The 21,540-nt window shown below is 67.3% G+C and carries 21 protein-coding genes and 1 pseudogene; 14 read left to right on the forward strand and 8 right to left on the reverse strand.

Annotated features, from left to right (window positions below; all coding sequences use genetic code 11):
* Nucleotides 1-52 precede the first annotated feature (52 nt).
* Together DEO45_RS07485 and DEO45_RS07490 are read left to right on the forward strand one after the other, a co-directional pair.
* Nucleotides 53-925 carry an NmrA family NAD(P)-binding protein gene (locus DEO45_RS07485; RefSeq protein ID WP_114342065.1) on the forward strand — a complete coding sequence of 291 codons (873 nt, stop codon included), beginning with the start codon at nucleotides 53-55 and terminating at the stop codon, nucleotides 923-925.
* A gap of 79 nt (nucleotides 926-1,004) precedes the next feature.
* On the forward strand, nucleotides 1,005-1,364 hold the full coding sequence (locus DEO45_RS07490; protein WP_114342068.1) for a DoxX family protein: 360 nt from the start codon (nucleotides 1,005-1,007) through the stop codon (nucleotides 1,362-1,364).
* A gap of 106 nt (nucleotides 1,365-1,470) precedes the next feature.
* Here the strand turns inward: DEO45_RS07490 and DEO45_RS07495 are convergent, their stop codons facing one another.
* Nucleotides 1,471-1,986, reverse strand: coding sequence for a Slp family lipoprotein (locus DEO45_RS07495; protein WP_114342070.1), 516 nt, complete (start codon nucleotides 1,984-1,986; stop codon nucleotides 1,471-1,473).
* Between the two features lie 36 nt (nucleotides 1,987-2,022).
* Nucleotides 2,023-2,937, reverse strand: coding sequence for a 23S rRNA (adenine(2030)-N(6))-methyltransferase RlmJ (locus DEO45_RS07500; protein WP_114342072.1), 915 nt, complete (start codon nucleotides 2,935-2,937; stop codon nucleotides 2,023-2,025).
* Nucleotides 2,938-3,229: 292 nt separating this feature from the next.
* Between DEO45_RS07500 and DEO45_RS16690 the strand changes: the two genes are divergently transcribed.
* From DEO45_RS16690 to DEO45_RS07535, 7 genes and pseudogenes are all read left to right on the forward strand, one after another.
* On the forward strand, nucleotides 3,230-3,439 hold the full coding sequence (locus DEO45_RS16690; RefSeq protein ID WP_223250820.1) for a hypothetical protein: 210 nt from the start codon (nucleotides 3,230-3,232) through the stop codon (nucleotides 3,437-3,439).
* Between the two features lie 99 nt (nucleotides 3,440-3,538).
* Nucleotides 3,539-3,934 carry a hypothetical protein gene (locus DEO45_RS07510; RefSeq protein WP_223250821.1) on the forward strand — a complete coding sequence of 132 codons (396 nt, stop codon included), beginning with the start codon at nucleotides 3,539-3,541 and terminating at the stop codon, nucleotides 3,932-3,934.
* A 101-nt stretch (nucleotides 3,935-4,035) separates the two neighbouring features.
* Nucleotides 4,036-5,784, forward strand: coding sequence for a copper resistance system multicopper oxidase (locus tag DEO45_RS07515; protein WP_114342078.1), 1,749 nt, complete (start codon nucleotides 4,036-4,038; stop codon nucleotides 5,782-5,784).
* Nucleotides 5,781-6,818: a copper resistance protein B gene (locus DEO45_RS07520; protein WP_189339696.1), complete on the forward strand. Its 1,038-nt coding sequence runs from the start codon at nucleotides 5,781-5,783 to the stop codon at nucleotides 6,816-6,818. The genes DEO45_RS07515 and DEO45_RS07520 overlap by 4 nt, the downstream gene beginning before the upstream one ends.
* Before the next feature lie 9 nt (nucleotides 6,819-6,827).
* Nucleotides 6,828-7,382 (forward strand): annotated as a pseudogene (locus tag DEO45_RS07525) (c-type cytochrome); the annotation flags it as partial.
* Between the two features lie 50 nt (nucleotides 7,383-7,432).
* Nucleotides 7,433-7,885, forward strand: coding sequence for a DUF411 domain-containing protein (locus tag DEO45_RS07530; protein ID WP_114342083.1), 453 nt, complete (start codon nucleotides 7,433-7,435; stop codon nucleotides 7,883-7,885).
* 34 nt (nucleotides 7,886-7,919) lie between these two features.
* A complete protein-coding gene (locus DEO45_RS07535) occupies nucleotides 7,920-8,135 on the forward strand; it encodes a GDCCVxC domain-containing (seleno)protein (protein WP_114342886.1) in 216 nt (71 codons plus the stop codon).
* A 130-nt stretch (nucleotides 8,136-8,265) separates the two neighbouring features.
* Here the strand turns inward: DEO45_RS07535 and DEO45_RS07540 are convergent, their stop codons facing one another.
* Complete coding sequence (locus DEO45_RS07540) at nucleotides 8,266-9,195, reverse strand: DMT family transporter (RefSeq protein WP_114342086.1); 930 nt, start codon at nucleotides 9,193-9,195, stop codon at nucleotides 8,266-8,268.
* Between the two features lie 197 nt (nucleotides 9,196-9,392).
* Here DEO45_RS07540 and DEO45_RS07545 point away from each other — a divergent pair, with 197 nt between their 5' ends.
* Nucleotides 9,393-10,163, forward strand: coding sequence for a DUF4349 domain-containing protein (locus tag DEO45_RS07545; protein WP_114342088.1), 771 nt, complete (start codon nucleotides 9,393-9,395; stop codon nucleotides 10,161-10,163).
* 43 nt (nucleotides 10,164-10,206) lie between these two features.
* On the opposite strand, the gene DEO45_RS07550 is transcribed toward DEO45_RS07545, so the two are convergent.
* The 3 genes from DEO45_RS07550 to DEO45_RS07560 all read right to left on the reverse strand — a co-directional run bounded on the left by DEO45_RS07550 (nucleotide 10,207) and on the right by DEO45_RS07560 (nucleotide 14,122).
* Nucleotides 10,207-12,357: an AsmA family protein gene (locus DEO45_RS07550; RefSeq protein WP_114342090.1), complete on the reverse strand. Its 2,151-nt coding sequence runs from the start codon at nucleotides 12,355-12,357 to the stop codon at nucleotides 10,207-10,209.
* Nucleotides 12,358-12,511: 154 nt separating this feature from the next.
* On the reverse strand, nucleotides 12,512-13,105 hold the full coding sequence (locus tag DEO45_RS07555) for a class I SAM-dependent methyltransferase (protein ID WP_114342093.1): 594 nt from the start codon (nucleotides 13,103-13,105) through the stop codon (nucleotides 12,512-12,514).
* 78 nt (nucleotides 13,106-13,183) lie between these two features.
* On the reverse strand, nucleotides 13,184-14,122 hold the full coding sequence (locus DEO45_RS07560; RefSeq protein WP_114342095.1) for a peptidylprolyl isomerase: 939 nt from the start codon (nucleotides 14,120-14,122) through the stop codon (nucleotides 13,184-13,186).
* A 282-nt stretch (nucleotides 14,123-14,404) separates the two neighbouring features.
* Between DEO45_RS07560 and DEO45_RS07565 the strand changes: the two genes are divergently transcribed.
* Both DEO45_RS07565 and DEO45_RS07570 read left to right on the forward strand, forming a co-directional pair.
* Nucleotides 14,405-16,048: a methyl-accepting chemotaxis protein gene (locus DEO45_RS07565; RefSeq protein WP_114342098.1), complete on the forward strand. Its 1,644-nt coding sequence runs from the start codon at nucleotides 14,405-14,407 to the stop codon at nucleotides 16,046-16,048.
* An 18-nt stretch (nucleotides 16,049-16,066) separates the two neighbouring features.
* The gene (locus tag DEO45_RS07570) at nucleotides 16,067-17,872 is read left to right on the forward strand and encodes an EAL domain-containing protein (protein WP_114342101.1); all 1,806 of its coding nucleotides are present in this window, start codon (nucleotides 16,067-16,069) and stop codon (nucleotides 17,870-17,872) included.
* A 61-nt stretch (nucleotides 17,873-17,933) separates the two neighbouring features.
* On the opposite strand, the gene DEO45_RS07575 is transcribed toward DEO45_RS07570, so the two are convergent.
* Nucleotides 17,934-18,746: a CHAD domain-containing protein gene (locus DEO45_RS07575; protein WP_189339697.1), complete on the reverse strand. Its 813-nt coding sequence runs from the start codon at nucleotides 18,744-18,746 to the stop codon at nucleotides 17,934-17,936.
* 280 nt (nucleotides 18,747-19,026) lie between these two features.
* Here DEO45_RS07575 and DEO45_RS07580 point away from each other — a divergent pair, with 280 nt between their 5' ends.
* The gene (locus DEO45_RS07580; protein WP_114342106.1) at nucleotides 19,027-19,392 is read left to right on the forward strand and encodes a PadR family transcriptional regulator; all 366 of its coding nucleotides are present in this window, start codon (nucleotides 19,027-19,029) and stop codon (nucleotides 19,390-19,392) included.
* On the forward strand, nucleotides 19,389-20,306 hold the full coding sequence (locus DEO45_RS07585) for a sensor domain-containing protein (RefSeq protein ID WP_114342109.1): 918 nt from the start codon (nucleotides 19,389-19,391) through the stop codon (nucleotides 20,304-20,306). Before DEO45_RS07580 ends, DEO45_RS07585 begins: the two co-directional genes overlap by 4 nt.
* 12 nt (nucleotides 20,307-20,318) lie before the next feature.
* On the opposite strand, the gene DEO45_RS07590 is transcribed toward DEO45_RS07585, so the two are convergent.
* Complete coding sequence (locus tag DEO45_RS07590) at nucleotides 20,319-21,515, reverse strand: DUF1501 domain-containing protein (RefSeq protein WP_114342112.1); 1,197 nt, start codon at nucleotides 21,513-21,515, stop codon at nucleotides 20,319-20,321.
* Nucleotides 21,516-21,540: the final 25 nt, after the last annotated feature.

The following is a 21,540-nucleotide window of genomic DNA, read 5'->3' on the forward strand; positions in this document are numbered from 1 at the left end:
TAATATGAGACCTTACCTCAATTATAGACCTTATCGGGTCAGGAGAAAACGCATGTTTTTAGTGATGGGAATTACCGGAAAAGTTGGCGGCGCAACGGCAAGGCATTTGCTGGCGCAAGGCAAGGCGGTCCGCGCGCTCGTCCGTGATCGTGAGAAAGCGGTGGATTGGGCGCGCCAGGGCGTGGAACTGGTCGACGGCGACTGGAATGACGCGGCCGCCATCGAGCGGGCGCTCGAGGGAGTCGACGGCGCGTTTGTGATGTTGCCGGCGATTTGGGCGCCCTCACCGGACTTCAAAGAAGCCAAGGGCGTCATCGCGAACTATGTCAAGGCGCTCACTAAGGCGCCGCCGCCACGGATCGTCGCGCTCTCGTCGATGGGCGCAAATAGAACCAGTGGGTTGGGGATGATCACGGCCCTGTCTCTGCTGGAGCAAGGCTTTCGCAACCTGACAGTCCCGACGGCCTTCGTGCGCGCCGGCGGCTTTTTCGAAAACTTCCTTTACGGCTTGCACGTCGCCCAAGGCGGCACGCTCCCCGTCTACTACGACCCGACCAGCCGGAAATCGACCATGGTTGCGACCAACGATATCGGCGCCGAGGTCGCAAAGCTTCTGACCGGGCCGGCGTGGTCGGGTCATCGGGTCATCGAGCTCGGTTCGATGGTCAGCGCGGATGACGTCGCGGCGCAACTCGGAGAAGTCCTGAATCTCGACGTCAAAGCCTTCGCCGTTCCGCGGGCCGAATGGCCGGCAGCGTTCGAACAGCTCGGCATCCCCAAGGGCCAGACCGGACCGGCCGAAGCCATGTTTGAGGCCATCAACGCCGGCTGGACTGACCTTGGCGTCAAGGGTGCGGAGTGTGTCGCCGGCACGACGTCCGCCCGCGACGTCTTCGCAGCGGCCCTGAAGGCCGCTACGGCATAGCTCCGGATGAGCGTTCAGCGGCTCGGTCGTCCCGAAGGGCGCGACCGACGCCCGATATCCATCAGACAAGGTCGGACAAATGTCCAAAATTTCCTGGCGTCATGTCTCAGCCCTGGCTCTTGCCGCTTTCTTCGTCGTGGGGGCGCTCAGCAACATCTTTGCTCCTGGCGCTATCTACGAGGAATACCTGAAATGGGGGTATCCAAGCTGGTTCCATTTCGTGACCGGCTCGCTGGAGCTCACAGCCGCCGTTCTGCTGGCGAGGGAACGAACCCGGTTATTAGGCTCCGCGATCGGCTGCACCATAATGCTGGCGGCGCTCGCGACCGTCACACTCCACGGCGAATACGGGCACGGGGTAGCGCCGATTGTCGTCGCCACACTGACGCTCGTTGTCGGCTGGATCACCTGGCGCACACGGTTTTCAGCCTCGACATAACTGACGGCGCCGCGCCGGCCGAACGGCTGAATCCGCAGGTCGAAAGCGGCCACTGCTGGTAGTTAACCTGCCTAGGCCCTGCTGCTCGGCCATGGCCAACCGACCGTCAGCGGATGCCGACGCCCAAGCCCACGCCGAAATGCACGTTGTTCCGCCCCTTGTTCATCTCCTCGGTGGTCCACACGTGCGATTGCGCCACGCTGACCAGCGGGAACACGTAGTCGGCCTCGCCGACCTTGCCGGCGCGGCTGCCGCCGAGCTTGCCGTCGACCGTCATCAGCGCGCCGGAGGGGTAGTCCAGCGGTTCCACGTAGCCGGGCATCACCGCGATGAAGCGGCCGCTGCCGCTGTCGTTCGCCTTCGGACGCTGCGAGGCATCCAGCGGATAGGCCAGCAACTCGATCTCGCTGTGGTCGGCGAGCACCTTGACCTGCACGATGCGGCCGCCCCAGATCACCTGGCTGTTGCTGAACTTCTCCGGCGATTGCGCGACCTGGAACGGCGCGGCGGTGACCGCGGCGCTGCTGGCCTTGTAGATCGGTGCCGGGGCGCAGGCGGCCAGCATCAGCAGGGCAGCCGGCGCGGCGAGGCGGATCGGCAGGAAGGCGAGGCGGGTGCGCATGGTCGTGCTCCTGGATAAAGCCTGGATGCGCCGAGCTTAGCGGCGCCCCGGCGTTCGCGGTAGCCGCGAGGCGGGCAGGGGGCTGGGCGTGTTCAGCTGGCTGCCGGCTTCGTCCAGCAGCCAGTCCAGTTTCACCTCGGCCGGGCGTTCCTGCGACAGCAGGCTGGCCAGTACGCGCAGCGGTTCGCGCAAGGTGTCGTCCAGCTTCCACGGCGCGTTGAGTATGACCATGCCCGAACCGTTGAGGCGCAGCGGCGAATCGTCCGGGTGCACCAGCAGTTCGGCGCGCAGGATGCGCTTCACCCCGCTGTGCTGCAGCTTGCGCAGGAACGGCTGCACCTGGCTGCGCAGCTTGATCGGGTACCACACCGCATAGACGCCGGTGGGCCAGCGCAGCAGGGCCGACTTCAGCGCCTGCTCGATCAGCTTGTACTCGGCCTCCTGTGCCTCGTACGGCGGGTCGATCAGCACAAGGCCGCGCTTCTCCTTCGGCGGCAGCAGCGCCTTCAGCGCCTCGTAGCCGTCGCGCTGGTGCACGTGCACCTGCGGATTGCCGTGGAACAGCTCACGCAGCTTTGTCGCTTCCTCGACATGCAGTTCGCACAACTGGGCGCTGTCGCCCGGGCGCAGCAGGCGGGCGACCTGCAGCGGCGAGCCCGGGTAATGCTTCAGGCCCTGCTCGTTGCCTTCGCCCTTGAGGATGCCGGCGCGCCAGCGCTGCAGCAGTGGCGGCACTTTTTCGGCGGGGTGCAGGCGCGCGATGCCGTCCCGGTGCTCGCCGGTCTTCTTTGCCTCGAAGCCTTCCAGCGAGTAGCTGCCGCTGCCGGCGTGGGTGTCGATGTAGCAGAACGGCGTGGGCTTGGCCTGCATCGCCTCGATGAGCGCCAGCAGCACGGTGTGCTTCAGGACATCGGCGAAATTGCCGGCGTGATAGGCGTGGCGGTAATTCATGGCGGTCACGGCGGGCGGGGTGGACAAGTATAGAGGGGCTGGCGCCAAGCTCCCCGGGGCGCGACGTAACCTTTCCTGCACATTGGCCGGTGCAGGCTGCGCCTGTTGCAGCATTGCAACCGGCCGGGCGTATGGCCCCGACCGCCTACCTGCGCGGAGAATCATCATGACGTTCTCGCCAAGAATCATCGTTTCGACGGCCGCTTTCGGCCTTTGCCTGGCATTCGGCACGGTCAGCGCCCAGGACACTGGAGGCATGGCGCCGGCATCGGGGTCGAGCAGCATGGGACACATGGGCGGGATGCACCACAAGATGATGCAGCACGACAGGAACGGCAGCATGCACATGATGCCGGCCACGGTGAGTTCGGTCGACACCAAGACCGGCATGGTCGAGGTGGACTCGGAAGGCATGTCGCTGCGCCTGCACTTCCCGCCGGCTTCGGTGGCCAACCTGAAGGCTGGCGACAAGATCACGCTGCACATGGGCTATACCAAGTAGTTCGTCGGGTAACTGACGAACCGCGGCTGCCGCGGGTCACGAGGCAATGGACCCGCGTCCAGAGTTGAGGCTCGACGGCATGGATCTTATGCTGTGCCGATGAGCCGCCCCCTGCGCCATGCCGCACGCTTGCCGTCCTTCCGGGCGATGGCATGGTTGGCGTGGCTGCTCCTCGCCCTGGCGCCGGTGCACGGCATGCCGCGCGGGACGATGGGTGATGTGCTTCAGGGTACGCCCGCGTCATCCATCGCCCACGTTGCCGATCACGGCCAGCACGCCATGCCGGCCCCGACCGATTGCTGTGGTGACCAGGCGCATGACCGGCACCGGTCGATGGGGCCGGCCCATTGTGCGGCGATGTGCGGCAGCATCCTGCCGGCGGTCGCCATGGCCGGGCTGGTTCCGGTGGCGCCGGAACCTCTGCGCCTTTCTCCATCCTTCGCGCCCGCGCCCGGCATCGTGCATGCGGTGCCGCTGCGGCCTCCTGTCGGCTGATTCCCGCTCGCTGCGATAGCGCCTTCATGCCCGCCCGACGGCGTGCCTGAACGGCGGTCCGTGTCGGCATCGAACACCGATGCTCCCAGAAGGAGACAAACGTGCATCCATTTCCTCCGTTGCCCGCGACCGACCTGTCGCGGCGACGTTTCGTGCAGGGTCTGGCCCTGGGCGGTGCGGCAGCCGGCCTTGGCCTGCTGCGGCCTGCGAGCGCCTGGGCGCTGACCAGTCCGGGACAGCCCACCGCACTTGGCGGCACCGACTTTGCGCTGGACATCGTCGAAACGCCGGTCAACTACACCGGCAAGACGAGGCTGGCGACCACCATCAACGGCGGCATTCCCGGCCCCCTGCTGCGCTGGAAAGAGGGCACCACGGTGACCCTGCGCGTGACCAACCGGCTGCGCACGACCACCTCGATCCACTGGCACGGCATCATCCTGCCGAGCGGGATGGACGGGGTACCCGGCCTCAGCTTCGACGGCATCGCGCCCGGCGAAACCTTTGTCTACCGGTTCGACGTGCGCCAGTCGGGCACGTATTGGTACCACGCGCATTCGGGTTACCAGGAACAGACCGGCGTGTACGGCCCGCTGGTGATCGAGCCTGCCGGCCCCGAGCGGCATCCGGTCGATCGCGACTACGTGGTGATGCTGAACGACTGGACCGACGAGAACCCCGCGCACATCTACGCGAAGCTGAAAAAGCAGAGCGATTACTACAATTTCGCGCAGCCCACGGCGGCGGACTTCTTCCGCGACGTCGGCGAAAAGGGCCTGCGCCAGGCGCTGGCGCAGCGCAAGATGTGGAACGAGACGCGGATGAGCCCGGCCGACCTCGCCGATGTCTCGGGCTATACCTATACCTACCTGATGAACGGCACGGCGCCGGCCGGCAACTGGACCGGCGTGTTCCGTCCCGGCGAGAAGATCCGCCTGCGCTTCATCAACGGCTCGGCGATGAGCATCTTCGACGTGCGCATCCCCGGCCTGAAAATGACCGTGATCGCCGCCGACGGCCAGGATGTCGAGCCGGTCGTGGTCGACGAGTTCCGCATTTCGATCGCTGAAGTCTATGACGTGATCGTCGAGCCGCAGGACGAACGCGCCTACACGCTGTTCGCGCAGTCGATCGATCGCAGCGGCTATGCCTGCGGCACACTGGCGCCGCGCCCGGGCATGCGGGCCGATGTGCCGGCGATGGACCCGCGCCGGCACCTGGCGATGCGCGACATGATGGGCGCGATGACGATGGGCGGTCATGGTCATCATGGCGACGCCGCCGCGATGCCTGGCATGGATCGTAAGGGAGTGGCGCCGGACGTCGTGCCGATGGTGCACCACGCCCGCACCGAATACGGCCCGGGCACCGACATGCGCGTGGACATGCCGCGCAGCAACCTCGACGACCCGGGCCTCGGCTTGCGCGACAACGGCCGCCGCGTGCTGACCTATGCCGACCTGCACACCATCGGCGGCCCGATCGACGCACGCGAACCCGGCCGCGAGATCGAACTGCACCTGACCGGCAACATGGAGCGCTTCATGTGGTCGTTCGACGGCGTGAAGTTTTCCGACGCCAAGCCCATCCATTTCAACACCGGCGAGCGACTGCGCATCGTGCTGGTCAACGACACCATGATGAACCACCCGATCCACCTGCACGGCATGTGGAGCGAGCTGGAGAATCCCGACGGGCAGTTCCAGGTGCGCAAGCACACCATCAACGTGCAGCCGGCGCAGCGCATCAGCTACGCGGTATCCGCCGACAATCCGGGGCGGTGGGCCTACCACTGCCACATGCTTTTCCACATGGAGGCGGGCATGTTCCGCGAGGTGGTGGTGTCATGAGGGCGCTCCATTGCATCGCTGCTGCACGCCTGGCCTTGCTCGCCGCCTGCCTGTCGGCGTTTTCGCTGCCGGCGACGGCACAGAGCGTTCCGGATGCCATGTACGGCATGGATCATGGCGGCATGACCATGCCGGCGCCGGCGGCTACGTCGCCGGCGCCGGCCGGCATCGCCGTGACGCCAGAGAAGTCCGCGGCGAAACCGGCTCCGGCTTCGGAAGATGCGCACCCGATGCATCACGGAACGATGTCCGGCATTGACCACCACGCCATGTCGGGCCAGGCTTCGATGCCGGGCATGACGATGGCGCCGATGCAGGGTGGCAGCCCGCCACCCGATGCACGCAGCCCGGATTACTCCGATGGGCTGGGCCACATCTCCACGCATGGCACCGGCATGCACGACAGCGGCGAGCTGGGCATGCTGCTGGTCGATCAGCTGGAAGCGTTCCATGGCCGCGACGGCAACGGCCAGTCATGGGAGGCCGAAGGCTGGTACGGCAACGACGCGGACAAGCTGTGGCTGCGCAGCGAGGGCGAGCGCAGCGGCGGCCGGCTCGAGGATGGCGAGATCGAGGCGCTCTGGAACCACGCCGTCGCCGCGTTCTGGGGCGCGCAGCTGGGCGTGCGCCACGATTTCGGCGCTGGCCCGCGGCGCGGCTGGGCCGCGTTCGGCGTGCAGGGCCTGGCGCCGTACTGGTTCGAGATCCAGGCCACCGCCTATGTCGGGCCTTCCGGACGCACCGCGGCACGACTACGCGCCGACTACGAACTGCTGTTCACCCAGCGCCTGATCCTGCAGCCGGAACTGGAGGTCAACCTGTACGGCGAGCCCGACCCGGCGCGCGGCATCGGCAGCGGCGTCTCGGATGCGAAACTGGGACTGCGGCTGCGCTATGAGATCCGGCGTGAATTCGCACCGTATATTGGCGTAGTCTGGATACGCCGCTTCGGTGCCACCGCGGACTTCGCCCGAGAGGAGCATCAGGCGGTTTTCGACCAGCAATGGGTCGCCGGCCTGCGCATCTGGTTCTGAGGAAATCCCATGAAGCGATTCATCATCACTCTCGTGGTTCTCTGCGTCGTCGTCATCGCCGGTGTCGGCGTCTTCATCGTGTCCGGCGTCTACAACATCGGGGCCGACGCCCATCACACGAGGCCCGTCTATGCGCTGATGCAGGCGCTGCGCGAGCGCTCGATCGAGCATCACGCGCAGGGCATCGTGGTGCCGAAGCTCGACGACCCGCAGCTGATCCTGAAGGGCGCCGGCCAGTACGCAGCGATGTGCACCGGCTGCCACCTGGCGCCGGGCATGGCCGAGAACGAAATGCGCCCGGGTCTGTACCCGAAGCCGCCGCAACTGTCGAAGTTCCGCCCCGACCCGCGCGAGGCGTTCTGGGTGATCAAGCACGGCATCAAGATGAGCGCGATGCCGGCGTGGGGCGCCAGCCACGACGACGCCACCATCTGGAGCATGGTGGCGTTCCTGCAGAAGCTGCCGGATCTGTCGCCGGCGCAATACAAGGACATCGTGGCGAAGGCGCCGCCGGATGAAGACATGGACATGCACGGCGACGCCGACCACCATCCCGACGCGGCGGAGCATCAGCCATGACGCCGGCGGCAACCACCCGTACCAGGAGCACGACGATGAAACGATGGCTCGCCCGCTGGGGCGGCACCGTGCTGTTCGCCGCGCTGTTCGCGCCGGCGGTGCTGGCGGCGAATGCGTTCGACGTATATCGCGATCCATCCTGTGGCTGTTGCAGCGCGTGGGTCAGCTACATGCGCGCGCAGGGCTACGCCGTCACCGTGCACCAGGATCAGCCGATGACGGCGGTGAAGGCGCGCTTCGGTGTACCGTCCGGCGCGATGTCCTGCCATACCGCCGTGATCGACGGCTACGTGATCGAGGGCCACGTGCCGGCAGAGGACATCCACCGCCTGCTCGCCGAGCGGCCGGATGCGCGCGGCCTGGCCGCGCCCGGCATGCCGATGGGCTCGCCCGGCATGGAGATGGGTGCACACGAACGCTACGATGTGGTGCTGATCGGTCGCGACGGCTCGACCCGGGTGTATGCGACCCATGGTCCCGCAGCGTGAGCCAGGTCGGTTCCGCCTGGTACGCTGAATGACCATGACGACCGAACCCATTCTGCGCAGCACGCTGACCTGCCCGCATTGCGGCCACCAGGTCACCGAGACCATGCCGACTGACGCCTGCCAGTTCTTCTACGACTGCCCCGGCTGCGGCGAACTGCTGCAGCCGAAGCCCGGCGACTGCTGCGTGTTCTGTTCCTGGGGCAGCGTGCCGTGCCCGCCCGTGCAGCAGCAGAAGTCCTGCTGCGGATAGGCGCAGGTCCGGCGTCTATAGCGTTGGCGATGCATCCCGATGCATTCGGCGCCCTGGTCCGGCAAGCCGTTTCCCGGTGCGGTCGCCGCCCGGTCGGGGTGTGTCCTTCGAAAGGGTTGGCGACGATGGGTCAGTCGACCATGCCGTGGCTTTCGGCGGTGCCGAGCAGTTCGGGTTGCTTTGGTGGGCGTGCTCGCCGGTTCAGCAGCGGGTGCATGAATACCGCGGCCAGGATCACCGCCACGCCGGCATAGAACCAGCGGTCCAGTTCATGCTGCTCGCCCAGCAGCACGATCGCCAGCACGATCGCGTAGACCGGCTCCAGGTTGGTCACCATCTGCGTGCCGAACGCGCTCATGTGGCGCAGCGCCACCAGTGCCAGCGTGAACGGCAGCAAGGTGCAGCCGAACGCCAGCGCCAGCAGCAGCAGCGCATCGTGCGCGCCCGGCAGCATGAATGCAGGGCCGGCGTGCGGAATGAACGGCGCGAGCAGGGTGAGGAAGACGGTGCCGGTGCCCAGCTCGATGCAGGTCACCGTGAGCGGGTCGCCGTGCTCGACCAGGCGCTTGTTGAGCGAGCCGAAGAACGCTACGAACAGCGCCGACAGCACGCCTACCGCGATGCCCAGACGCATGTCGTGCGGCACACCGCCCACCACCATCACCACACCCGGCACCACCGCCACGCCGATCAGCAGCTCGCGCGGATCGAAGCGGCGTTTCGCGATCCACGGTTCGATGAAGGCCAGGAACACCGGGCCCAGCGCGATGCAGGTAGCACCGACCGAGGCGTTCGACAGCTTGATCGCCGCGTAGAAGGTGAGCCAGTGCAGCGATACCAGCACGCCGATGCCGGCATAGGCCCAGACCAGCCGCGCCGGCATCGCACGCAAGCCGCGCCAGACCCGCGGCATCAGCAGCAGCGCCACCACCACCAGCAACATGCGCCACCACACCAGCGGCAGCGCAGGCAGCGTGATCAGCTTGCCGAGGATCGCGGTGAAGCCCCACAGCAGGACGCAGAAGTGGATCTGCAGGCGGGCCTGGTTGACGGGTTGCATGGGGTATTCGCAGGGAAGGGTGGCGCGACATTCTAGCGTCCGCATCGGGGCGGGCGGATTCCCGCAAGGGGAGTGCAGGGGGTGGTCTGGCCGGGCCTGTTGCCACGCTGGAGTATGAGTTTGCCTGCGGCTGTGGCAGATTGCCCCGACTTGCCTTGCGCCGGGGGAATCGCATGTCTCGTTGCCGCTCTGCCTGGATGGCACTGATCGTGTTGGGGGTATTGCAGGTTCTCGTCGGCTGCTCGAAGAAGCAGGAGGTCTCGCCTGCACCGATCAGTGGGGAAAAATCGAAGGCGGGTGCGATGCTGGCCTATGAGCACCTGCTGCGGATCAGGTTGCCCGGGGCCGAGATCGCCGGCCGCCTGGCGGCGACCCGGCAGGCTTGCGAGACGGCCCGCTTCGGTGCCTGCAATGTATTGCGCATCGAGCAGGCCAAACATGACGCCGAACTCGCCGTGCGGATCGTTCCGGAAGGTGTGGAGCCGATGGCGAGGCTGGCTGCGCAAGGCGGCACGGTCGGCTTTCGGCAAACCACGGCGGAGGATCTCGCCGATGCCGTCAACGACAACCAGCGTCAGCGCGAACTGCTCGAGAAGCACGCGCAACACCTGGCGGAACTGGCTGCGCGCAAGGACATTGCCATTGCCGACCTGATTGCGCTCAGCCACGAGCAGGCTTCGGTGGAGAGCCAACTGCACTCGCTGCAGTCAGTGGCCGCCAACCAGCAACGCCGGCTGGATACCAACCGGCTCGAACTGCACTTCGGCGACACCAGTGCGTACTCGCGCAGTGGGCGTATCGGCAATGGCTTTTCCGGCCTGCTCGACGAAACCACTGAGGGCATGACGGATGCCTTGCGGCTGCTGGGCTATGGTCTGCCGTTCCTGATACTGGCCTTCCCGCTGGCGCTGCTGTGGCTCTGGCTATGGCGTCGGTTCACCCGTCGCGGACGAATGCAGGAGCGTTGACGAGGCACGGCCGGGCTGTTGCGTTCGGTGCGGTGCAAAGAGCCTACTTCTTTGCCGCCGTCTTGCCGGCGCGCATCACGTTGCCGGAGCTGCGCAGCTGCTGCAGCACGGTGCGGCAGGTGTTGTCGCTCTCGTCGTCGTGGCTGGGCGCGACCAGGGCGAGCAGGGCGGCGGCCGGGGCGGCAACGACGCCCAGCGCGACGGCGCCGGCGCCGCGCGCCAGCAGCGGGCCGGCGTGCACGCCGACGTCCGGATCCTTCAGCGTGCCGCGGACGTACAGCGGCGAGCGCAGCGAGAACACGCGGAACCCCTTGGTGTGCGGCTTCACGTCGAGGTCGAGTTTCTCGTCGGCGAAGTTCACCGTACCGGTCACGTTGATCACCGCGTCGCCGGTGTCGAACACGAACAGGCGCATGTCGAACAGGCCGTTGGTCGCGGCCATGTCGGTGGCGGCGCAGTTGATCGGCACCGTCTTGTCGCCGAACAGCTTGCCGATGACGATGTTGGCCACGTTGAGGCCAGCGGTTTCCAGCAGGGTCTTGCTGATCGCACCGTCGTTCATCAGCAGCTTCAGTTCGCCGTTCGCGCTGCCGAGCAGGGCGGCGACCGAGTTGCCCTGCGCATCGAGCGCGGCATCGCCGTTGATCTCGCCGAAGCTGGTGCGCATCGGCTCGAAGGTCGGGAACAGCTGCTTGAGCTTGAGGTGGCGCGCGTCGAGTTTCATCACGCCGCGCATCGGCGTGCGGCTGCCGTCGAGGGTGAGGTTGCTGTGCACCGTGCCGCCGGCCAGGCTGAAGCTCAATGGGTCGAGGTACAGCGCGCCGTTGTTCATGACCAGATGCGTGCTGAGCGAGTCGATCGGCAGCGCTGCGCCGCGCACGATGCGTGCGCCGGTGAAAGTCACGTCCGCGTCCATCGCCTGCCAGCGGTCGGTGCGGAACGGTTCCACCGGCAGCAGCTTGTCGGCGGGCTGCGGCGTGGCGTCGCCGCGCCGTTCCTTGCCGGCACGGGAATCGGCGCCGATCAGCGGGGCCAGGTCGGCGAACTGCAGCAGTTTGGAGTGCAGGTCGCCGCTCAGCTTCGGCCGCGCACCGCCGGTGACGAACAGCAGGTTGCCGGCCAGGTCGCTGCCTCCGACGCGGCCGCGGAAGCCCTGGTAGTCGTAGCGGCTGCCGTGGCGGTGCAGCTCGGCCTTGAGATGGCCCTCGGTGGCGTAGGGCGGCGTGTCGGGCAGGGTGATGCCGGTGATCGGGTAGAGCCTGGCCATGCTTGAGCCGGAGAACCACAGGCGCACGTCGAGCGCGCCCAGGTGCAGCGGATCGGTCAGCGTGCCGACCAGCGCTATGTGGCTGTCGCCGATGCGCAAGTCGGCCTGCAGCGGGAGCGGCATGCTCTTGTCCTGCAGTGCCAGCACGGCGCCGGTGCGGCCCTTTCCCTTGAGCGGGCTGCCCTGGTAGCTGCCTTCGGCGGTCCAGCCGAACTGGTAGACGGTCGATGCGGTCGCCTGGCCGACCCGCTCCGGCGTGGCCTCGCTGCCGGCCATGGCCTTGGTCGCCGCCGCGCCGGCTGTCTTGCCGGCCTGCTCGCGCGCAGCGCTGGATTGCTGCGCCACGATCTGCTCGTAGGGAATGGCTTGCTGCAGCGGCTCCACCACCAGCTGCAGCTTCACCCGGTTGGCGGCATCGTCGAGCGTGATCAGCCCCTGGTCGAAGCCGATCGTACCCAGCTGCAGTTTCCAGGCGGAGGGCGCGGTGCTTTGCGGCAGCGCGAAATCCCAGCTGGCGCGGCCAGACTTGTCGCGCTCCAGGTCGACCGTGGGGCGCACCAGTTGCAGCGTGGGCACCTCGATGCGGTGCGCAAGCAACGCCGGCAACGACAGCCGGAAACGCAGCGCGTCGAGGTGGGCGAACTGCGGTTGCGCGGCCCAGTCCGGATTGGCGATGCGGATATCGCGCGCGGTGAACTCGGGCCACGGCAGCCACGAACCGGGCCAGCCGGCGAGGCGGTCGCGCCGCCAGTCCACGGTCAGCGCGCCGTTGATCGCGAACGGTCGTCCGATCGCCTGGCTGACCTTGTCGCCGATGAACGGCTTCATGCGGTTCCAGTCGAACGTGGCGACGGCGACCAGCAGCATCGCGAACAGCACCAGCAGCGTGCCCGCGACCCAGCTGAGTACTTTTCGGCTGCGTTGCATCCGTCACTCCTGCGGCGGTTGGCCCGCGCGTCGGGTGGACGCGTCGAGGCACCGCGCCCAGTGATAGCCGCAGGGATGCAAAGGTTATGTGGTGATGGCCGCCGGCTTTCAGATCCCGTTCACGCGCGGTCGCCGGGGCACGCCCTGCGGCGGATCAGGCTGCGACCTGGCTCTGGGCCCGCCGGCTGATGCAATACACCGCCGCGGGCGGCAGGTTGAGCAGGGCGCTGCCGAGCCGGTGGGCCTGCAGGCCCAGCCGCGCGAGCAGGGCTGGCGGCAGCGGGCAGCGCGGGCCGTAGGTGAACTGGTAGAACATGCCGCCGCTGCGCAGCTGGCGTTCGAACACACCACGCATGATCGCGGCGACCTGGCTTGACGGCATCGACAGCAGCGGCAAGCCGCTGACCACGGCGCAGGCGCGTTCGTCGCCGAACAACGGCTCGGTGTCGCCGAGCCGGGCCGCGTCCATGTGCAGGATGGTCGCTTCCGGGTAGCGCCGGCCCAGCGTGTCGGCGAGGTGCGGATCGGCCTCGACCAGAGCCAGCCGGTGCAGCGGCACGCCACGCGCCAGCAGGGCACGGGTCAGCGCGCCGGTGCCCGGCCCCAGTTCGATCACCGGGCCATCCAGCGCGCCGACGCGGCTGGTCATCAGCCGTGCCAGCGCGGCGCCGGACGGCGTCACCGCGCCGATGCCGCGCGGGTCGCGCAGCCAGGCGCGCAGGAAAGTCAGGGTGTCGTGCAAGGGCATGCAGTGGTTTCCGCGCTCGGCTGGAGATGCACGGTAACCGACGCGGGTGAACAAAATGTTTGCAGCGGTGTGGTGGCGTCAATGCGCCGCTTTCGCCTCGCGCACCGGCACGTCGATGCTGCACAGGTCGACCTTGCCGGCCGGCCGGGCATAGAAAGCATTGCGCCCGTTGCGCTTTGCCTCGACCAGCGCGGCGAAGCTGGCGCTGCCGGTGCGCAGCACCTCGATCGCCGGGCGATCCTTTGCCGGAATGTCGGCGGCCAGCCGTACCGACTCGATGGCGACGCGTTGCGCCGGCTTCGTATAGAAGCCCATTGGTTCCGCGCCGCGCGGCAGTCCGGACAGCAGCGGCATGCCTTCCAGCACGCGGCCGGCCACGGCGAGGTTGCGGTCCAGCCGTCGCGGCGCCTGGCCGATCACCGCGTACAGCGAGCTGCCGCTGCCGGTTTCCGGGGCCACGTCGCGCGCCACGCCGACCATGCCGTAGCAGTGCGCCAGCCATTGCTGCCCGCTGGCCGGGTCGCGCGCCACCGGAAAGCCTTCGCTGAAGCCCACCTCGGGCGCGTATACGTCGCCGTCCGGCAGCGGCGTCCACGGCAGCTTCGCGTCGATCGGGCGGGTGAACTCCGGCGGCAGCGTCCTGCTGGCCTTGCCCAGGGAACGGATCTTGCTCTTGTCGCCGTTGTCGTCGTCGTTCGGGTCGCCCCATTGGGTGACGAAGTTGTCCTGCACCCGGATGATCGCCAGCCCGTCGAAGTAGTGGTTGCGCACCAGGGTACGGATGTTCGCCGCGTGCAGCGGGGTGAAATCCGGCGCCAGCTCGATCACCACGCGTCCGGTCGGCAGTTGCATGAACAGCAGGTTCTGTGGATCCGGCGTGCGCCACTCCGCCGGTGTGGATCTGGCCAGGATTTCCTTCGCCGTCGGCGTGGGCTTGTCCTGTTCGGCGGCGACGGCGGGCAGCACGAGCAGGCTGCCCGCCAGGGCGAGTGCGATGGCGAGATGGCGATGGAGCATGGCATTCCCTTTGCACGTAGAGATGGGCGAGGGCAGCAACTTAGCAGAGTGCCGATGGGCATGGCATCGAGGCCCGCACTGATGCCTCGTAACAGCGCTGTCTTGCAAGCTGGGCATGCTTTCCGCGGTGCCGAGGCAGGGTTTGATCCGTCGTCGCGCTTGATGGGCGAACGTGAAATATATTCTTTAATATATTGAAATATAAAAGAAATATTTCGTCACCGGCTCAAGTAAACGAAGCGGCAGCCGTTAGATGGTGACCTCGCCAGCCTTGATTCCCTCATGTCCCTGCGCTTCGCCCTTCCATCCCTCTCCTCTTTCGGCGCACGTCTGGCAGCACGACTGGCCGGCACCGTCGTATTGCTTTTGCTGGTGTGCGCCGGGTCTGCCATGTTGCTCGCCAGGGCCGACACGCGGCTGCAGCAGGTGGTGTCGGATACCCTCGCACCGGTAGCGGACGTGGGACGGATCCAGAACGACTACAACGATATGCTGCAGGCGGTGACGCATGCAGCGCTGACCGAATTGCCCTCGTCTGTCGATGACGCCGAGACCCAGATCAAGGGCCGCCGCATTGACGTCCAGAAGCATTGGCGGCCGCTCAGGGAGAGTGGCCTGGGTGCCGGGCAACGGCAGCTGTTGACGCTGGTGGAAGCGCATCGCGCTGCGGCGGATTCGTCGATCGACGAGGCCGTCGCCCTGCTCAAGTCCGAGCAGTTCGACTTGGCGAGGCTCAAGGTCTCGAATGACGTGGAGAACGCCTTCGGTCCGCTCAAGAGCGATTTTTCGAACCTGTTTGCATTGGCGCTCGCTGCCGGCGATTCGCAGGCTACCCTGCAGCATGTGGCGAACCGGCGCGGGCTCCATGCGCTGATCCTCCTGGTGCTTGCCGCGCTGGGCCTGACGCTGTGGGTGGATCTGCGCATCATCCGGTCCCTGACGGGGCGCCTGGCGGTTGCGGCGCGGGTGGCCACGCGCATCACCCAGGGCTCGCTGGGCGAGCCGGTCGAACCCGGGCACGATGACGAGATCGGCCGCCTGCTGCGGAGCCTCGACGGCATGGACCGCCAGCTCGCCGCGGTGGTCGGCCAGGTGCGGGACCGGGCCTGCATGCTCGACGGCAATGCCGCCGGCATCGCCGATGGCAATGACGCGCTCAGTCGACGCACGGAGCTGCAGGCGATGCAGTTGGCGCGTACCTCCGGCGCCATGGCCAGCATCGCGGCGACTCTTTCCGAGAGTGCGCGCCTGGGCAGGGACGCCGATCGCGCAGCGAGCAACGCACGCGAGCAATCCGGGCATGGCCGTCTTGCGGTCGGCGAAGCCATCGGTTCGATGGAAGCCATCGACCGCACCAGCCGCAGCATGGGCGACATGCTGGACATGATCGATCAGGTGGCCTTCCAGACCCGACTGCTTTCCCTCAATGCGGCCATCGAGGCCGCCCGGGCCGGCGAGCACGGCCGCGGATTCGGGGCCGTGGCCACCGAGGTGCGCCAGCTGGCCCAGCGAAGCGGGGAGGCGGCACGGGATATCCGTGGCCTCGTCAAGGCGAGCGACGACGCCGTGCGCAGCGGCCTCAGCCGTGTTGCCAGGGCCGGTGAGGTGATCGAAAGCATCGGCAGCAGCGTCGATCGCCTTGCCGAAGCAATGGCGGCCATGCTGGTGGCCGGCCGCGCGCAGGCCAGCGAGATCACGGCCGTGAACCAGGCGGTGATCGACATGGATGCGATGACCCGGGAGAATGCCGCACTCGGCGAGCAGGCCGCCGCGGCGAGCCGTGCGATGAGGGAGAGCGCCACGGCGCTGCTGGACGAAGTCGGCTTCTTCACCCTCGTGGAGACGGCGGCCCCGCCGCCAGCCATCGACGAGGTTGCCGTGTCTTCGCGAACCATGTTCGCCGCTCCACTCCCGGTTCTCACCTGATCGGACGGTCAAGCTCGCATGAGCATGGTTATTGGTCCAGACAATCGCGGTCCATCCCTGCTCGACCAGGCGGCTGGCGGCAGCGGACTGCGGGCGGTGTTCCAGCCGATCGTGCGGCTCGATACCATGACGGTGGTGGCGCACGAGGGCTTGTGCCGGCCGGCGGAAGGAGCCCGGGACCTCAGCGTGCTCGACATGCTCGACCTGGCTCGCGCCAAGGGCCGGCTCGGCGAGTTCGAACTGCTGGCTGCCCGCACTGTCTGTTCCGCCTTTGCCATGCAGTCTGCGGGCGGTCGTTTGCTGGTCAATCTCAGCGCGCACACCATCATGGACGGCGGGCTGCAGCCGGACCAGCTGATCGCCGCGCTGTCGAGGGCGGGCATAAGCCTCGACCGCATCACGATCGAGATCACCGAACGCGACATCGTGGAGAATCCGGCCGAACTCGCCCACGCCGTCGGTTATCTGCGGGCGCGCGGCACGCGCATCGCGCTGGATGATTTCGGCAACGGCCACTCCAATTTCGAAATGTGGAACGAACTTCACCCCGAAATAGTGAAGATCGATCGCTACCTGGTGCACGGGCTGGCGCGAAGCGCCGAAAAGCTCGCGATCGTCCGTGCGCTGTGCAGCGTCGCCGAGACGCTCGGCGCCGATCTGGTGGGCGAGGGCGTGGAAGATGCCGCGGACCTGCGGCTGCTGCGGGAGCTGGGCATTTCCTACGCGCAGGGCTTTCTGCTTGGACGACCGCTGACCGAGGCCGTCGTTGCGGTCAGTGACGAGGCCCGCGAAGCGATCCGCGGGCACACGGTGCCGGTGCCGCCGCGGCCGCGCGGCCCGGTCACGCAACGGCCGCTGCAGGCGGGTCACCTGGTGATTCCCGCCCCGGCCGTCACCCTGCAGCAGACCAACGACGACGTGGCGGCGCTGTTCGCGCGGCACGACGAACTGCATGCCGTGGCGGTCACCGACGCGGAACGTCCGGTGGGCCTCATCAATCGCCGCGTGTTCACCGAGCGACTTGCGCAGCCGTTCGCGCGCGAGCTGTTCGGGCGGAAATCCTGCGAGGCCTTCATGCACGTCGCACCCCTGCTTTGCGAGGAGGGCCAGTCGGTGGAGAGCATGGCCGACGTGCTGCGCGGCGAGGACCAGCGCTACCTGACCGACGGTTTCATCATCACCCGCGACGGGAATTATCTCGGGCTCGGCACCGGCGAGTCGCTGGTGCGGCGCGTGACCGAGCAGCGCATCGAGGCGGCGCGCTATGCCAATCCGCTCACCTTCCTGCCGGGCAACATACCGGTGACCGGGCACATGGAACGCCTGATCCGCGAGCAGCGCGCATTCGTTGCCGCCTATGTCGATCTGAACGACTTCAAGCCGTTCAACGACCAGTACGGCTACTTCCGGGGCGACGAGATGATCCGCCTGCTGGCGGCGATCCTCACCGCGCGGATCGATCCGGCATGCGATTTCGTCGGCCACATCGGCGGCGACGATTTCATGCTGCTGTTCCAGAGCGCCGATTGGGAATCGCGCTGCCGGACGGTCATCGCCGAATTCAACGAGCGCTCGCGTGCCCTGTTCGATGCCGAGGATCTCGCCCAGGGCGGCATCGAGGGCGAGGACCGTCGCGGTGCGCGGCAGTTCTTCGCGCTGGCCACCGTGTCGATCGGTGCGGTGCGCGTCCAGGCGCCGTTTCCGCGCCGTCCCGAAGTCATCGCCACGCTCGCCGCCCGGGCCAAGCGGCATGCCAAGCGCGAACGGCTTGGCTTCCACGTATTTCTGGCTTCCGCGAGCGAACCGGTCGCGTCCGTCACCTGAGCTGCATCAGGGCGGCCGTGGTTCCTGGAAACCGCAGGTCGCGCTGGCGGTTTCCGCACCCTCATCCGGCAAGTTCTGCCGTCGCCCTGGCTGCGTCGGCCGTCGCATTGCGCAGTTCCAGGCGGAGCTGGGCCGGGCTTCTATGATCCGCATCGAGCCTCGCGAGATGGCGCCGCAACAGGCGAAGATCTTGCTGCCGGCCCAGGGCATCGGTCATGCGCTTGAGTTCGCGCATGTGCCGTCGGGGGTGCGCCGGGTCGACGACATACGGCGACATGGCGGAAGCCTTCGCCATGGCATCGAGCTGCAGGCGCAGTCGACGCAGGCGACGACGCCAGCGATGGAGCAGGCCGACGGTATCCCGGCGCCGGGCATCGTCTTCGCTGCGTTTGGTGCGGCGCTGGCTGCGTTTCAATGCCCGCGCCATGGCTTGCGGACTGACACGTTCCCACGGCAGGGCGGAAAGCGCCTGGCGAATCCGGCCAAGTTCGCTTCTTCGCGCGGCGAAGTCGGGGTCCGTGGCCAACGCACTCCGCAACGCCTGGTTGCAGACCTCTTCAAGGGCGACGGCAGGGGCATGCCACGGCGCTGCGCTTCCACCCACGGCCAGCGACTGCGCTGTCTGCATCGCGACGAATGCATCGCGCAGTGCGGAGAGGCCCCGTGCTAGCTTGCGCAGGCGACGATCGATCCGCCGGGTTGCGTGATCCGGCATCGGCTCCGCCAGCGCAAGGATCGCGCGAAGCGAACGGATCCCTTTGCGTGCCCGATGAATGCCGGCGTGCCTGTTCCGGGTATTGGCCAGCGCCCGGTCGATCGCGCGGCATTCGCGCCCCGCAAGCACGGCCAACGCCCCGCCGGGCGTGATGGCCATGGGTTGAGCGCGGGATGGTGTCGATTCTGGAACAGGCATGGCCGGCCCCTGGCAAGGCAGGTTGAGCGTCGTATCCCTGTTTGTCGTATGCGACGGTGCCTCTTTCATATCGCGACCGGCGCTGGATACCTCCATGATGCCCGTGTTCGCACGAAGCGCACAAACATGAGTGCCCGACCACGGCTGCCGGTTGGCCGTGGCATGACTTCAGGCCCATGGACTAGTGTCAAGTTAATACTATGATTCACTCAACTCTGGGTGGCAGTGCGGGTGAGCCGAAGTGGACGACAGCTCGGGCCAGTTGAAGAAGTTCCAGAAGGAGCTTTCCAGCGGCACCGTGTCGCTGGTGCTGCTGGCGGTGCTGGGGCAGTCGCGCCAGCCGATGTACGGCTACCAGATCGCCAAGAGGCTCGAAGAAACGGGCGAGGGGGTGCTGGCCGGCAAGCAGAGCGCGCTGTATCCCGTGCTGCGCAACCTGGAGGCGGCCGGCCTGCTCGCCAGCGAGGTGGAGCCGTCCGTCAGCGGGCCGCCGCGCCGCTATTACCGCATTACCAAACCGGGGCGCGAGGTACTGCGCGAATGGGTCGCCGCATGGAACGCCACCCGCGATTCCGTCGACAACGTCTTGCAAGGAGGGGTGTCATGAACGCGCCACGTACCATCGTCGAATACCTTGAGCAGCTGCGTGCCGCGTTGCGCGGCGCCGACCCGGCCCTGGTCCAGGACGCGCTGTACGACGCCGAGGAACATCTGCGCGCCGAACTGGCCGAGCAGCCCGAACGCAGCGAAGCACAGATGCTGGAACACGTCGTCGGCAGCTATGGTGCACCGGACGAGGTGGCGGACATCTACCGCGACCAGGAGATCAAGATCCAGCGCGCGCTGCGGCCGCCGCGGCCGCCGAAGCGGCGCTCGCTGGCGGGGCGCTTCTTCGGCGTCGCCGCCGATCCGCGCACCTACGGCGCGCTGTTCTACATGCTGCTGGCGCTGGCCACCGGCATCTTCTACTTCACCTGGGCGGTGACCGGCCTGTCGCTGTCGATGGGGTTGTCAGTGCTGATCATCGGCCTGCCGTTCATCGTGCTGTTCTTCGGCAGCGTGCGCGTGCTGTCGCTGGTGGAAGGGCGCATCGTGGAGGCGATGCTGGGCATGCGCATGCCGCGCCGGCCGGTGTACCCGACCCAGGGCATGACCCTCATGCAGCGCATCGGCAGCATGTTCACCGACGTGCATACCTGGACCACCCTCTGCTACATGTGGCTGATGTTGCCGCTGGGCATCGTGTACTTCACGCTGGCGGTGACCTTGCTCAGCGTGTCGGTCGCCTTCATCGCTGCGCCGCTGGCGATGCTGTTCCGCGACGACAGCTGGTTGTCCTGGCCGCGCCAGGTCACCGTGGACTGGGGTTTCGGCGCACATGTGCCGGGCTGGGGCGACGCCATCGCGATGTGCGTGATCGGCATCGTGCTGCTGTTCGCCACCCTGCACCTGGCGCGCGGCCTCGGTCGGCTGCACGGATATATCGCCAAGCACATGCTGGTGCCGCGCGAGGCGAGCTGACCGCGCAGTGGCTCAGACCAGTTGCAGGTCGCGCGGTCGGGCCTGCGGGAACACCGCCTGCAACTGGCCGTCCGACAGCCCCCAGAGGCGCTTGAACACGCCGCCGAACACGTCGCGGTAGTTGTTGAGCACCGGGTAGTCGCGATCCTGCAGCAGGCGTTGCTGCGTGACCGCGACCTGGTCGCCGGCGATGCGGCCGCCGTTGACCTTGCCGCCCAGCACCCAGTGCACCGTGCCGTGGCCGTGGTCGGTGCCCTTGTCGCCGTTCTCGCGGAAGGTGCGGCCGAACTCTGAGACCACCACCACCACGGTGTTGTCCCATTCGCTGCCAAGCGCGTCGGCGTAGGCCGCCAGACCCAGCCCGAGGTTTTCCAGGTTGTTCGCCAGGGCGCCGCTGACGCTGCCCTGGTTCACATGGGTATCCCAGCCGCCGACGTCGACGAAGCCGAGGCGGTATTGATCGCGCATCAGCGTGGCGATGCGCCGGGTCTCGGCGGCGAAGTTCCTTGCATTGGCGGCGCCGCGGTTCGCCTTGGTCATCTCTTCCTGCAGATCCTTCGATACCTGCTGGTGCAGCTCCAGCCCGTCGGCAGCGGCAGCGGCGAGCGGGGTGTCCCTGTACATGCCGGCGAGGATCGACGATTGCCCGGCGTCGAACACCGGCCTGGCCACGCCACGCAGCGAAATGTTGGGAATGTCCGTGCGACCCTGGAAGCTCAGCGGCAACGCGTCGGTGAACGCGATGGCCGGGACGCGCGGCAGCGTGCCGGACAGGCGTGCGAGGAAGCCGCTGCGGAAATCGCGGTGCGGCGCGATCGGTTCGCCGGATTCGATGTTGTCCTGGGTCTCGAAATGGCTGCGCGAGAGATCGTCGGTGCCGGCGAACGGCACGAAGGCGATCTGCTTGCGCTGCCACAGCGGGTAGATCGAGTCGCGCAGCACCGGGTTGAGGCCCCAGTCCGCGTCCAGCGCGATCGCGCTGGACGGGTTGCCGGCATCGGGCCTGGCGATCGCCAGGGTCGGGCGCGATTCGTAATAGAAGTCGCTGCCGTACGGCACCAGCAGGTTGTTGCAGTCGTAGCCGCCGCGCAGGAACACCAGCAGGAAGCGTGGCGAACTGGCCGGCGCGGCGAACAGCCTGCCGGAAAACGACAGCGCCGGAACGGCGGCAGCGCTGGCGGCGGCAAACAGGAATTCACGGCGGTTCATGGGGTGCCTCGGCGGGTGGCGGGGA

Origin of the sequence: Rhodanobacter denitrificans (assembly GCF_003335105.1) — a bacterium.
In the GTDB taxonomy this organism is placed as follows: Bacteria; Pseudomonadota; Gammaproteobacteria; order Xanthomonadales; family Rhodanobacteraceae; genus Rhodanobacter; species Rhodanobacter denitrificans_A.